Below are 13,688 nucleotides of genomic sequence, written 5' to 3' on the forward strand. Positions count from 1 at the left end.
ATTCGACTACTTGTTGGATTCAGCCTCTTCAGATTCAGCGTCCTGCGCTTCGTCCTCTTCGGCTTCTTCTTCGTCTTCGTCGTCGTATTCTTCGTCATCCTCGTCTTCATCGTCTTCGCGGAAGTCGCCAGGGATGAACGCTTTGTATTCTTCGGGGGTCTCGTTGTTGACCTCAGGTTTCTCCATCTCAAGCACCTTTTCGCTGTTCAGCTGGAGCAGCTCAGCGATGGCGGAAACTTCTTCTGCGGTAAGGCATTCGCCTTCGCTCCACTTCTCGATGAAGGGGATGACGCCTGAGACCAGACCAACGAAACAATCTTCGGAAGGATTCTTCAGCTCGATCTCGGCGATGGTCGGGAAGGCCACCATGGGGTAGGTCTTCAGGCCTGGCTTGTCGCCGATCAGCTCTTCGATGCACAGCAGATGGACCTTGGACTGATAGAGCGGGCTGGTGAAGGGCTTGCCCTTGATGCCAGGTGCGTACGTCCAGCGGCTGATCTCTTCATCAGCGCGAATGTAGATGTAGAGCTGGCGATATTCAAGTGCGAAGATGCCGTATGGGGACAGGATGACGAAGTCCACGCGGCTGCGTCCGAGCTTCGTGACCAGGTAGATGTCCTTCAACACCACAAATCCTTCAGGCAGTTCGGTCTCGAGACTATCGGCAAGCTCGACTTCTTCGCGTTGCGCGGTCTTCAGGCGCTTGCGCTTCTTGTAAACATCCCATGCCAGCGTGGCGCCGATGACCACCAAAACGGCGATGAACAGGATATTGATGATGATCTCTTGCATGCTTTCCACGAAGTTCCCCTATCTGAATGGACCCAGGCGTTTTGGCTGGGCGAGCAATGTATGAAGATGACCGGCAAAGGTGTTACCCTAGCCGCTCGTGCTTCAGTCTAGATCTTGTACATGAACTGGAACAGATCCTCGCGCTGAAGGATGATCTGAACGCCCAGGTCTTCAGCGACTTCTTCAAGCGCAGTCTGTACCGTGTTGAAATCGGCCACATCAGTGTCGAGGCGAACGAGCATGGTCATGGAGAAGATGCTGTCCAAGATGGTCTGGCTGATATCGTCGATGTTCGCGCCCTTTTCAGCGAGCACACCCGAAACTGCCGCAACGATTCCTGAACGGTCCTTACCAAGAACAGATATCACACAGCGCATACTGCATCCTTTCGTTTGGTTCGCCGCCGCTCGCTTCGCGCAGGGCAGCTATAGCTATAGTACCGTATGGCTCGTCACGAACAAAATGCAACGGATCGAGGACAGGTCCATTCTTGTCCGGGACACTTTGGGGACAGGTTCAGATTGCTAAGTAGCGAATTTGAACCTGTCCCCCCCCTTAATTGATAAGAGCCAGCGCCTCGTTGGCAGCCGCTTTGTCCTGCTTGAACAGACCGCGCACCGCACGCGTTACCGTCTTCGACCCAGGCTTCTTCACGCCGCGCATGTTCATGCACAGATGCTCCGCCTCGATCACTACGATAACGCCCTGGGGATTCAGTTCTTTCATGAGCGTATCAGCGATCTGCGAGGTAAGGCGCTCTTGCACCTGCGGACGACGTGCGAATACCTCCACCAAACGTGCAAGCTTCGACAGCCCGCAAATACGGCCGTCAGCTGCAGGAATGTAGGCGATGTTCGCCTTGCCGAAGAAAGGTGCAAGGTGATGTTCGCACATGGAATAGAACGGGATATCGCGCAAGATGATGAGCTCTTCAGAATGTTCATCGAAGGTGGTCTCGAAATGCTGCGCAGGGTCTTCCTCCAGACCCGCAAAGCATTCGGCGTACATGCGCGCAACGCGCTCGGGGGTCTTCTCCAGGCCCTCACGCTGAGGATCTTCGCCAATCCCTTCGAGAATCAGTCGAACGCCTTCTTCAATCTTATCCAGATCCATTGCCATGATATATTCCTTCGATCCCTTTTCTTCTCTACAGCGCATCCGCGCTGGTACTTTGCTTGTTTGCCGCATCGCCGCGGCCCTTCGCTATTCGTTGCCGCTCAGCTAGCCGTCTATGTCCAACTCGATCGAGACCGGACAGTGGTCGCTGCCCATTATCTCAGGCCAGATGTGCGCCATCACCAGACGATCTTCGAGCGCTTTACTCACTAAGAAGTAGTCGATGCGCCATCCTGCATTGTTGGCGCGCGCGTTGAAACGATAGCTCCACCAGCTGTATGCGCCTTCGGTGTTGGGGTGCAGCGTACGGTAGGTATCGATGAAGCCTGCATCGAGCAGCTCGGTGAACTTGCCACGCTCTTCATCAGAAAAGCCAGGATTGCCCACATTGGTGCGCGGATTCTTCAGGTCGATGGGCTGATGAGCCACGTTGAAATCGCCACACATCACCACAGGCTTGGCATTACCAGGCGTACCATCAGGCAAGATACCTTGCTCTAGACCGCTGCATACATCGCGAAAGGTGTCGTCCCATTGCATGCGATGATCGATACGCTTCAGTTCGTTTTGAGCATTAGGGGTGTAGACGTTCACGAACCAGAATTTCTCGAATTCACAGATGACCACACGGCCTTCCGTATCCAGTTCGGGGACCCCCACTTCGTGGAGCACTTGCAAGGGCTCTTCCTTGGAGAACACCGCAGTGCCCGAATAACCCTTGCGTTCGGCATAGCTCCAGTTCTGTGTGTATCCGGGCAGGTCAAGATCGATCTGACCCTCTTGCAGCTTGGTCTCTTGGAGCGCAAAAACATCAGCGTTCAGCTCAGTGAACACATCCATGAAGCCTTTTTTCATAACGGCACGCAGGCCGTTCACATTCCAGGAAACCAGACGCATAGGAACTAGGAGCGCTTTCGTGCAGCTTTCTTGGCAGCCTTCGCTTCCTCTTTGGCGATGGCCTCCTTCTTAGCCTGCTTGCGAGCAGCGGTCGCTTCTTTGGAGCGGTCGCTGTTGATGCTGCCGCCACGAGCAGCTTTACGCAGAGGACGGATCTTGATCGCATCGATAGCAACAGCAGCGATAAGGAAACCGTAGCCCAACGCGAAGAAGATGATGGAATTCTGTTCGTTGTCAACGAAGTACTGCGGAACCAGGACGGGCGGGATGAGCGAGATGATACCGCAAGCGATGACGATCCACCACAGGGTGCGCCATTTCTTGTAATCCTTGGTGCCTGGGTTCAAATACTTCTTGCGAGCTTCCTTCCTTGCTTCTTCGGAAAGACCTTCGCCTGAAGCCGTAGCCTCTTCACCGGTCATGTCGTTGAGCGTCCACTTGCCGCCCTTCTTCTTGGGCTGATCAGATGCTTCGGCAACTTGAGCCTTCGCACTCTTCTTGGCGGGTTCGGGATCGTTCTTCTTGAAACGATCAAGGAAGCTCTTCTTGGGCTTAGCATTCGGGTCCTTGATATAGACCGACGACGCCGCCTTTGAAACAGGCTTTGCTGAAGCCGCGGATTTGCGGGTCTTACCGCCCTCGCGCTGCTGGTAGCGTTCGTTCAACGGGTTGCGCTGTGCCATCTGTGGTGATCTCCTTTATGAAAGACTGAACGGTGTTCGAAGAGTTCGTAACAAGAATTCGTAATGTTAACTTGACCTGCGATCCTACTGAGCCACGAAGGTCTTGCCCGTGATCTTCTCATAGGCTTGGATGTACTTTTCGCTGGTGGCCTTGATGACATCTTCGGGCAGGTGCGGCGGCTCGCCAGTGCGGTCCCAGTTGGCATTGAGCCAGTTGCGCACGAACTGCTTATCGAAGCTGGGCTGCTCTTCGCCCACGATATAGGTATCCGCTGCCCAGAAACGCGAAGAGTCGGGAGTGAGCACTTCATCGCCCAGGATGATGGTGTCGCCCACCTTGCCGAACTCGAGCTTGGTGTCGGCAATGATGATGCCACGTTCGCGTGCATGCTCTGCAGCACGGTTGTAGATGGCCAGCGTCAACTCTTTGATAGCCTGCGCGTCCGCCTCGCCGATGAGCTCGACGGTCTGATCGAAGCTGATGTTCTCGTCGTGGTCGCCGATATCAGCCTTCGTGGACGGCGTGAAGATAGCTTCGGGCAGGCGGGAAGAATTCACCAGGCACGCTGGCAGTTCAATGCCGCAGACCGAGCCTGTTGCTTGGTAGTCCTTCAGGCCAGAGCCGGTCAAGTAACCGCGCACGATGCATTCGACGGGGAACATATTCGCCTTCTTCACCAACATGAAACGGCCGGCAAGATAGTCTGCATAGGGCTTGAACTTCTCAGGCAGATCGGCCACGTCAGCGGAGATGAGATGATTCTCTACCACATCGGAGAGCAGATCGAACCAGAAGCAGGAAAGCTGCGTAAGGACTTGGCCTTTGTAGGGAATCTCGTCAGGCAGGATGTAGTCGAACGCGGAGATACGATCGGATGCCACCAGCAACAGCTGATCACCCAGGTCATAAAGATCGCGAACTTTACCTTGCGCGTCGGGTTTGATATCGATTCCAGACATGCGGGTCCTTTCTGGCTAAGACGTTCGATTCGCGAGCATTCGCAAAGGCTCGCGCCGAGTTTTTCGCAAGTCTCTATTATGCTCCATTTCGTGCGAACACGGGAGCGCAAGAGCGATTTTCTCGCTGTAAATTACCTGAGGTGCTGTAGAGGGGCTTTTAGAGCTGGCGGTAGAACCTGCGGGGTACTTTTGCCTCCGTCCCCAAGTGGATCGCGCCCAAGTGGCTGCAAAGGGGCGAAAGCAAAACCGATCTCTGAAACAGGGGCTCTAATTATTGATGCCAAGGCGCTTGGCTTGAGCGGTCTTGCCCTTGCGAAGCGAGGTGCTGCGGCTGTAGAGCGGGATGTAGATGGTGAAGCGAGCGCCTTCATTAGGTCGGCCTTCGGCACGCACCCAGCCATTGTGACGATCAGCGATCTCTTTTACCACGGAAAGACCGATGCCCAGACCGCCCGATTCACGGGCGCGACCTGCGTCCGCACGCCAGAAGCGCGCGAAGACGTTCTTGGCTTCTTCAGGCGTGAAACCGATACCCGTATCCTGGACCATGATCTTGCCCATGAGCTCGCCCTGGGTAACGCGCACGGTGATAGAACCGCCTTCAGGGGTATAGCGCACGGCATTCGAGATAAGGTTTGCCGTAGCCTGGCGCAGCAGATCGGCATTGCCATAGACTATCACGTGATCGTCGTGCTCGTAGGTGAAATCGAGCCCTGATTCTTCAACATAGGCCTGATGAGCGAGCACGACGCGCTCAACTTGTTCCACCAGATCGATCTTGGCAAATTCCACCTTGTTCGCGCGGTTCTCCAAACGCGAGAGCTTCAGCAGCGCATCGACCAATCGACTCAGGCGGCGCACTTCGGAATTGAGCGTTTCCAGGCGCTCTTCATCGGCTTCGAACACGCCATCGATCATGGCTTCGACCGTAGACTGGATAGCCATGAGCGGGGTTCGCAGTTCGTGAGCAACGTCAGTGACCAGGCGGCGCTCCATGTCGCGATTTGCTTCGACCGCATCGGCCATCTGGTCGAAGGTCTTGCCCAGACGCGCGATCTCGTCTTCGCCGACCATGCCCGTACGCGCGGAATAGTCGCCTTCCTTCAGCGCTCGCGCCGCGTTAGTGACCAGGTTGATGGGGTATGAGAGCAGGCGCGCCAGGATGAACCCGGCAAGCACTGCGACCAACACGGAAAAGACCGAAGCGAAGATCATCGCTTGATATGATTTGTTACGAAAGTCCTGGTCAGCTTGCGTGAGCAGCGTGTCTGAACCGAACACGCGCACATAGACCGTACCCACTTGTTCATCGTTCACCACAATGGGCGCCGAGGCAGTATTGCGCTCATTGTCAGAAAAGGACAGATTGCCGATGCTCCCTTGAGCTCCGCTGTTGTAGACCACCCATCCATCTGAAGAAACGATCTGGATATTCACGGTGTCATAAAGGGCATTCGCGGAAGTGGCCGCAGCTAATGCCCCGTTGTACCAGTCATTGGGCATGGTCTTGAAGTTCTGCTCGACCGAATCAGCGATGGATTCCGCCAGATTCTCCATGTTGTCGCGCGTATAGCTCTGGAAGTACTGTTCCCACACGAACGAGAGCATGCCAACTGCCACCATGACGGTCATCAATGCGATAGCGGCAAAGGATACGGTGATGCGCGCCGTGAACGAGAAGCCTTTATGCTTCTTCTCGTCGCTGGGCTCTTCGTATTCCAGTTCTTCTTCGCTCATGCGCCTCGATCAGCTGGTCAGTCGCTCGAAGAGCTTACTGGCTTGCCTTGGTGGGATCTTCGAAGCGGTAACCTACGCCGTGGACCGTATGGAGCCACTTGGGGTTACGCGGATTGTCGCCGATCTTCGCGCGCAAGTTCTTCACGTGCGAGTCGATGGTGCGCTCATAGCCTTCGAAGTCGTAGCCGAGCACCTTTTCCACAAGCTCCATGCGGGAATAAACACGGCCGGGATAGCGGCACAGCGTGGTGAGCAGCTTGAATTCGCTTGCAGTAAGGTCGACCACTTCGCCATTGACCAAGATCTTGTGACCTGAGATGTCGATGGTAAGTTCGCCGAACTCGAGCACTTCACGCTGCGGCTCGGAATCGGAATGCACGCGACGCAACAGTGCACGAACACGAGCGACCAGCTCACGCGGGCTGAAGGGCTTCACCAAGTAGTCGTCAGCGCCCAGTTCAAGGCCGATGATTCGGTCTTCAACTTCGCCCTTTGCGGTGAGCATGATGATGGGTGTGTCAGAATTGTCGCGGATGACGCGGCAGACGCGCTCGCCAGGAACGCGCGGAAGCATGAGGTCAAGGATGACCAGGTCAAAATGGTGGCGCGAGAATTCCTCGAGCGCTTCTTGACCATCGCCCACAGCGACGACCTGATAGTTTTCACGCTGAAGATACGCAGCCACGGCATCGCGGATAGCTTTTTCATCTTCGACCAATAAGATACGGCGGGTATCGTTGCTCATGATATATCTCCTTTGCCTTAAAGGAACGGTTCGAAACCTCACAGCGACCAACGAAGGTTATCTGCGAGGCAGATTTTGTGTTTGGGTTTATTGTATCAATTAGCATCTTTTCTCGATGTTTTGACACCCAAATGTCACAATAGCCCTGCGTGTTCGTGCATATCGCAGCCTGTTTTCACGGCCAAGTTCATGCACGAGCGCAGATGAATGATCCGAAACACCTGCAGAAGAAGGTATCGTGCCGCAAAAACGCACTCCCAAATCACCAGCTCAGAAGCCAAGCCCTACCAAGCGCAAGGGCAAGGTGGGCAAGAGCGCTCACACCCATGAAGGTGCTTCATCGTTTTCGCGCGTGCGCGCAGTGGGCACGAAGCGTCGCAAGCCATTGGGCAGTCATGGACGCCTCGATGGCTCTTCGCGAACTCGAAGTGCTGGAGCAGGCGCTTCTACTGGATCGGGCGCCAGCACGAACGGGGCAGGCCCTTTCAGTCCTGAAGTGCTGCTCACACGTCGCAATCTGTTGATAGGCGCTGGCGCTGTTGGTGGCCTGGCCGCCGTGGGTGGCATCAGCAGCGCGGTCTCGAGCGCATTTTCCGAAACCGAATCCATCAAGACCCTTTCAGTTCCCCAGGACGCGGTGAGCGAACTAGCCGACTTCAACGAGGTACCCTTTGGTGACTACGTGAAGCTCTCTATCTCGCAGCGCTTGCCTTTCGGCAGCTTGGTGTGGGCTGACAACAACACGGTGGCCGCGTGCCTCTGTCCCACCGAAGAAGCGCATCCGCTCAACACCATCCGCCTGTTCTATTTCGGATCGGCTAACTTGGTCGAGGTACTGAAGAAGCCCCACGGATTCGACGACGGTTTCGATATCTACGATGTTCGTTGCAGCACCGATGGTGTGATCTGGACCGAATGCAACATCTACGAAGACACCTGGCGCATCTATACCGCGCAGTTAGGCAACGCGCAGCTTTCCAATATCCAGATGGTGGATGAAGGTGATGGGAACTGGCAAACGCCCTCTATCGCCGCGTGCAAGAATGCAGCGTTCTGGCAGGTCATCCCCAACTCTGAAGGAGAGGCTGCCAAAGAGAAGGCCGTGCTTCGTGCTGCTCGTTTCGGTGAAGCGAACTATCAGGAAGTATGCGAATCGCTGCGCACCTTCGCATGCCGCATCGTTGCGGTGGAAGATGGCGTGGTGGCCGCTCCGCGCCTCAATACGTCAACGCCTTATTACCAGCTTACGAAATTCAGCGCCGAAGACTTCAGCGTGGTCGATCAACTCACGCTGCCACAGCGCATGACGCCCTGCAATCTAGGTTATGGCCGTAGCGGCTTCGCATTCGCCTTCGACAACATCTACAACTATGGCGAAGGCATCTCGAACCTGGGAACCTATACGCCCATGCACGCGGTCGACCCCTATCACTACGAAGACCTGCCATGGTTTCGTTTCGGACGCACGCCTTCAGCAACGCCTACCTGGTGCGAAGATTGGTTCGTGGTGAAATCATCGCGCGCGATCTGCGGCGTTCACTTCGCCAGCAAGAACTTCTTCATGATCGACATCCCCAACGACACCGACACCTATGGCGAATACCTGGTTTCGGCCGGTTCGTGCAAGAATATCGTAGGATTGAGCCAGATCACCAGCACCACCGAAGGCGAGAACGACTACACGCTCTTGCGCGTATTCGCCCCCACGTCCAAGAGCTTAGGCGATCCGTTCGCGAATTAAACAAAGCGACCGCAACACCGAAGAGTCAGGTGCCTGCGAGGTTCATATTCTCGCGCTACTCTGCTCGCCCTTCGGGCTCGTGCGATCGCTCGATGTCCTATTAATCTATATTTGCGCATCGAGAGAATCTGATACCTCACTGGCACCTGACTCTTCTCGCCGTGGTTGCAGAGCTAACTAGAACTCCAGCGACTCCAAGCGATCGAAGACGATATCCTTACGCGTGAGGAAATCCCACGGATCGAAGATCTTGTCGAGCACTTCTTTCGAAAGGTTCGCATCAGGATCAGCCTCGAGGCGTTCGCGATACGAAGGACCATCGATAGCGTTCTGGATATCTTCCCACACCTGCATAGCATTGCGCTGCACGATAACGTAGGCATCTTCGCGCGAAATACCAGTGTCTACCAGCGCAAGCAGCACCTTCGATGAGAAGATGAGGCCTTTGGTGCGCCACAGATTATGCTCCATCTTGGCGGGATAGGTCTGCAAGCCATCGAGCATCCACTGCATCTTGCCGAACATATAATCCAACGCGATGAAGCTATCTGCCAATGCAACACGTTCCGCACCAGAATGCGAGATGTCACGTTCATACCAAAGCGCCACATCGTCGAATGCTACCTGAGCGTTCGCCTTCACAACGCGCGCAAGACCGCACACGCGCTCGGCGGTGATAGGGTTGCGCTTATGAGGCATTGCCGAAGAGCCCTTCTGGCCCTTCGTGAAGGGTTCTTCGGCTTCGATCACATCGGATTGCTGCAGCAGGCGCACCTGCATCGCAATGGACTCGAGGGTAGAAGCGGTAACAGCGAGCGCAGCCATCACTTGAGCGTGACGGTCGCGTGCGAGCACCTGGGTAGAGAGCGGATCGGGGGTAAGACCGAGCTTTTCGCACACGTACTGCTCGACGAACGGGTCGATGCTCGAGTAAGTTCCAACAGCACCAGAGATAGCGCCCGTTGCAGCAACTGCGCGTGCTTCTTCCATACGCGTGAGCGCACGCTTCAGCGCCCAAGCCCAGCTGCCGAATTTCATGCCGAAGGTCATCGGTTCAGCATGGATGCCATGGGTGCGGCCAACACACAACACGTCTTTGAATTCGAACGCGCGACGTTTGCACGTTTCGCCTAACTGCTTGATGTCTTCGATGATGATGTCACATGCCTGGGTGATCTGGTAGGAAAGCGCGGTATCGCCCAGGTCGGAGGAGGTCATGCCGTAATGGACCCAGCGCGAAGGCGGTTCTGAGCCTTCGGGGATGTCGGCATCGATGTATTCGGCCATGCAGGTGGTGAAAGCGATGACGTCGTGGTTCGTGACCTTCTCGATCTCGTCGATACGCTCAACGGTGAAGTCTGCGTGATCGCGGATCCATTGGGCTTCTTCTTTGGTGATGCCAGATTGGCCGAGCTCAGCTTGGGCTTCGCACGCAAGCACCTCGATCTCTTTCCAGATGGCAAATTTGTTTTCCATTTCCCAAATCTTGCCCATTTCTGGACGGGTGTAGCGACCGATCATCGAAAGTCCTTTCGCGCGAGCGCCACGGCGGCGCTTCCAGCAGTTGATTCAATTCTACCTGATGCGTTGCGCCGTCGATAGAACGACTTCACAGGTTCGGTCCTAACGTTAGAAGGGGGGGGCGGAGGTAGATGTATCCCGATCGTCTGGGACGCTTTTGCCCCGTCTCCTCCTGATCGTCTAAAGGGAGCGGATGATGGAGCGCGCTTGAGCGATGAGGTCGGTGTCGGCCGCGACGATCACCTGGTCACCAGGGTAGATACGCGTGGTGTCGCGCACTACTTCGATGTCGTCATTATGAGAAACAGCCACCAGGCGAATGCCGTCGTCGAATTCGATATCAACAGCCAACACGCCTTGATCGTTATCGTGGTTGCGCATAGTGGGCACGGTGATGTCGATAAGGCCGATCTGGTCGTGGGTCATGGCCACTGCAACGGACATGGAGCCCATCATGGCCTCTTCCTGGATCATGCGCGCGATAAGGGCAGTCGAAGACACGCTCTCGATGCCCAGACGCCTGAAGATGCGCAGATTCTTGGGATCGTTCACGCGCGCGAGCGTACGGGCGATGCCAAAAACTCGCTTAGCGATCTCGCATGCTGCAAGATTGTCTTCGTCTTGACCTGTTGCTGCAACGAAGATATCGGCCTGTTGAACGCCTGCGTCTTCTTGGATGGTAACTTCACAGCCATCGCCCTGGATGACCAGTACGGGGCCTTCAAGTATCTCTGAAAGATGGGCTGCCGTTTGCTCATCTTCGTCAACGATAGCCACACGGTTACCGTCACCGAGCAACGTACGAGCCAGATATTCGCCGATCTTTCCGCCGCCAACGATCACGCAATACATAATGCCACCTGCGATTCCTAGTTCTGCATGTATTTCGCGATCTCGGGGATCATGCCATGACGCACTGCCACGAGCACCGTATCGCCATGATAGAGAACACTATCGGGAGTGGGAATGGAGCTGATGTTGCCATCGGCGCGCTCGAAGGCGCATACGCGCACTTTATGACGCTTCTCCAGTTCGCTCACCTTGATGGAGTCCGACCTACTATGGGACAGATCGAGCGCGAACTGGACCACTTCGCAATCACCAAGGGTGGTGATGTGGTCGCCCAGGCCTGAGGTTATCTTCGAGAAGATCTCTTCAGCGACCAGAGCCGTGCCGCACACATAGTCGATGCCAAGTTGTAGGTAGGCGCGTTCATGCCCCATGTTGTAGAGGCGCGCCACGGCATTGGGCACATCGTAAAGACGGCGTGCGATCTCGACCACCATCAAATTCACGTTGTCGCTCTGAGTTACCGCCGCAAGGAAGTCGCATTCTTCGATGCCAGCCTTCACCAAGATGTCTTCGTCGTATCCAGCGCCTGCGAACGTGACGCCATTGAAGTCTCGGCCGAGCGTGGCGAATGCATGCGGGTCCTTGTCGATCACGCATACGTTGTTATCGTAGTTGGAGAGCATGAGCGCAAGACGGGATCCAACGCGACCGCAACCTACAACGATGATATTGCTCACAGCGTTAACCCCTTTCGTGCTCTTGCCGGGTATTCTTGAAGCGTGCGTTTTGCGCACGTGAACCATGTCTTTGCATCATACAACAGAAAACGCCCAGAGGGGCGCTTGTCTGGAAATGTGCGAATGAGTTGCGGGTGGGCGCGGCAGCCTGATAGCTATCGGCTCTAAAGCCGTGATCCTACTTAGAGGAAACGATAGTGGATGGTTCGCGTGCCCCAATCGGTGGTGGAAGAGAAGCCCAGCGCATGGTATACGCCTGGAGCCAAGTCGAGGCAACGACCGAACTTGCCGAATCCGCCCGTATCGGTGACCGTTGCGATGACGATCTTGTTGTCATAGCAGATCTCTACAACGCGACCGAGCAAGTAGGACTGGCTTGCTGGAACTGCTACGGTAACGCTGCCTTCGTTGATGCCACGGCCTGAAGCAGTGGTGGAAACGCCGAAGTTGCCGCGACCATCGTCGTTGGTGGCAACGCTGTAAGCCGAAGCGATGCCCGTAGACCAGGTGCCGTCGTTCAAGTTAGGAGCAAGACGCGGAGCCGTGGGAAGCGGATCGAGCGTGCAGACCTGGCTGCCCTTCTCAACGGCTTCAGGATTCGTGTAGTCTACCGCGACCGCAGCGAGCACTGGATCAGGGTCCTTCACGGTAATAGAGCGTTCAGCACTATCGGAAGGTTCGAGAGCTTCAGAAACTTCGGAGGGATCGGTGTTGGTAGCCTTCACGCCCAAACGATCGGCTGGGTTGATGGCAGTGGCGCTAGTGGACTGAGATGCACCGATACCGATCGTGGACGAATCCACTTCACCATAACCTTGAGCTTGATTAACAACGAACAAAGAGATGACTGCAATAGCAATGAGCGTTACTAATCCCTTTGCGAAGCGAGCACGAGAATTGCCGCTTCTTTTATGTGTGTTGGCAACAGCCAAACATCCTCCAATAAACACAACAGGTCCTTGGCCTGCAAGCGGAAAACCCTTGCAAGAAACCCGTTTAGACTATGCAGTTGAGTTTGATTGAAGTGCGTTTTACTGCATGGAACGCTTTAAGAGCGTCTTCAAATTATAGCTTTAGCCATCTCTGAGAGCAACTGTGGAACACCGTAAACGGTCGGTGCGCACACGCGTTGCACACACCCCTGCTATAACAGCAGGCTAGCATGGATTTCCTGTACGAACACTGCCTGCTGGAGGCCAAATGAAGAGCAAATTGAAGGGCACGGATCCTGGATCAGAGCACGAACAAGAAGATGGCGAAGAACTGGAAGATGGATCCTGCCAGCACCCAAATATGGAAGACCGAGTGCATGAATCTCTTCTTCTTCGTGAAGACATAGAACACAGCTCCGATGGTGTAGCACACGCCGCCGATCACCAGCAGCCAAAAGCCCACGGGGTCGAGCAGCGTCCAGAGCGCTGGGATGCACACGGCTACTGCCCAGCCCTGCAACAGATAGAGCACCGCAGATATCCAGCGCGGACGGCCTACCCAGAATGCTTCGGCGATGATACCCGCGATGGCCACAGCCCAAACGAAGGCACATAAAGGAATACCGTTGCTATCAATCAAGGTCAGAAGGCAAAACGGCGTATAGCATCCAGCAATATAGAGGTAGATACCGCAATGGTCCAAGATGCGAAAGACCTTCTTCGCTCTGGGTGCAGCGATGGCGTGATAAAGCGTGGACATAAGGTATTCGATCACCATGGTGATGGAGTAGATGAGCGCGGCCGCAAGCACGATGCCGGCACCATGATTCACCGCACGCACCACGCAGAGCGGAATGGTTGCGATGGCAAGCAATGCACCCACGCCATGGGTGACCACATTGAAGACCTCTTCGCCGACAGAATAGTCGCGCTTCTTCCTCTTTTCAGCTTCGGCGTGTTGTTCGCTTGCGGAAGGGAACCTTGCTACTATGGCGGCCATGGGCGTTCCTTTTCTGGAAGCGGGCACCTAGGATA

The 13,688-nt window shown here is 55.3% G+C and carries 14 protein-coding genes; 1 reads left to right on the plus strand and 13 read right to left on the minus strand.

The window, feature by feature from the left end; all coding sequences use genetic code 11:
- Positions 1-6 precede the first annotated feature (6 nt).
- The 8 genes from NFR25_RS05330 to NFR25_RS05365 form a co-directional block, all read right to left on the minus strand.
- Positions 7-792 (minus strand): nuclease-related domain-containing protein, encoded by a 786-nt coding sequence (locus NFR25_RS05330; RefSeq protein ID WP_251198310.1) that lies wholly within the window; start codon positions 790-792, stop codon positions 7-9.
- A 107-nt stretch (positions 793-899) separates the two neighbouring features.
- Positions 900-1,169, minus strand: a complete 270-nt coding sequence (locus NFR25_RS05335) for an ACT domain-containing protein (RefSeq protein WP_251198217.1) — start codon at positions 1,167-1,169, stop codon at positions 900-902.
- Between the two features lie 178 nt (positions 1,170-1,347).
- Complete coding sequence (gene folE / locus NFR25_RS05340; RefSeq protein ID WP_251198311.1) at positions 1,348-1,905, minus strand: GTP cyclohydrolase I FolE; 558 nt, start codon at positions 1,903-1,905, stop codon at positions 1,348-1,350.
- 108 nt (positions 1,906-2,013) lie between these two features.
- Positions 2,014-2,805 (minus strand): exodeoxyribonuclease III, encoded by a 792-nt coding sequence (locus tag NFR25_RS05345; protein WP_251198218.1) that lies wholly within the window; start codon positions 2,803-2,805, stop codon positions 2,014-2,016.
- A gap of 5 nt (positions 2,806-2,810) precedes the next feature.
- Entirely contained in the window at positions 2,811-3,488 is a 678-nt protein-coding gene (locus NFR25_RS05350; protein ID WP_251198219.1) for a hypothetical protein, read from the minus strand.
- Between the two features lie 84 nt (positions 3,489-3,572).
- Positions 3,573-4,448, minus strand: a complete 876-nt coding sequence (locus NFR25_RS05355; protein WP_251198220.1) for a phosphoribosylaminoimidazolesuccinocarboxamide synthase — start codon at positions 4,446-4,448, stop codon at positions 3,573-3,575.
- 267 nt (positions 4,449-4,715) lie between these two features.
- Positions 4,716-6,185, minus strand: a complete 1,470-nt coding sequence (locus NFR25_RS05360) for a sensor histidine kinase (protein WP_251198221.1) — start codon at positions 6,183-6,185, stop codon at positions 4,716-4,718.
- A 34-nt stretch (positions 6,186-6,219) separates the two neighbouring features.
- Entirely contained in the window at positions 6,220-6,930 is a 711-nt protein-coding gene (locus NFR25_RS05365) for a response regulator transcription factor (protein ID WP_251198222.1), read from the minus strand.
- A 238-nt stretch (positions 6,931-7,168) separates the two neighbouring features.
- On the opposite strand from NFR25_RS05365, the gene NFR25_RS05370 reads away from it, so the two are divergent.
- Positions 7,169-8,671 (plus strand): Tat pathway signal protein, encoded by a 1,503-nt coding sequence (locus tag NFR25_RS05370; RefSeq protein WP_251198223.1) that lies wholly within the window; start codon positions 7,169-7,171, stop codon positions 8,669-8,671.
- Positions 8,672-8,848: 177 nt separating this feature from the next.
- Here NFR25_RS05370 and purB read toward each other — a convergent pair whose 3' ends face one another.
- From purB to trhA, 5 genes are all read right to left on the minus strand, one after another.
- Positions 8,849-10,192, minus strand: a complete 1,344-nt coding sequence (gene purB / locus NFR25_RS05375) for an adenylosuccinate lyase (RefSeq protein WP_251198224.1) — start codon at positions 10,190-10,192, stop codon at positions 8,849-8,851.
- A gap of 180 nt (positions 10,193-10,372) precedes the next feature.
- Complete coding sequence (locus NFR25_RS05380) at positions 10,373-11,044, minus strand: potassium channel family protein (RefSeq protein WP_251198225.1); 672 nt, start codon at positions 11,042-11,044, stop codon at positions 10,373-10,375.
- A gap of 17 nt (positions 11,045-11,061) precedes the next feature.
- Positions 11,062-11,721 (minus strand): potassium channel family protein, encoded by a 660-nt coding sequence (locus NFR25_RS05385; protein WP_251198226.1) that lies wholly within the window; start codon positions 11,719-11,721, stop codon positions 11,062-11,064.
- Positions 11,722-11,903: 182 nt separating this feature from the next.
- Complete coding sequence (locus NFR25_RS05390) at positions 11,904-12,671, minus strand: septal ring lytic transglycosylase RlpA family protein (protein ID WP_251198227.1); 768 nt, start codon at positions 12,669-12,671, stop codon at positions 11,904-11,906.
- A 283-nt stretch (positions 12,672-12,954) separates the two neighbouring features.
- A complete protein-coding gene (gene trhA / locus NFR25_RS05395; RefSeq protein WP_251198228.1) occupies positions 12,955-13,653 on the minus strand; it encodes a PAQR family membrane homeostasis protein TrhA in 699 nt (232 codons plus the stop codon).
- Between the last annotated feature and the right edge of the window lie 35 nt (positions 13,654-13,688).

The sequence above is a fragment of the Anaerotardibacter muris genome, from assembly GCF_943192915.1.
Classification (GTDB): domain Bacteria; phylum Actinomycetota; class Coriobacteriia; order Coriobacteriales; family Eggerthellaceae; genus Anaerotardibacter; species Anaerotardibacter muris.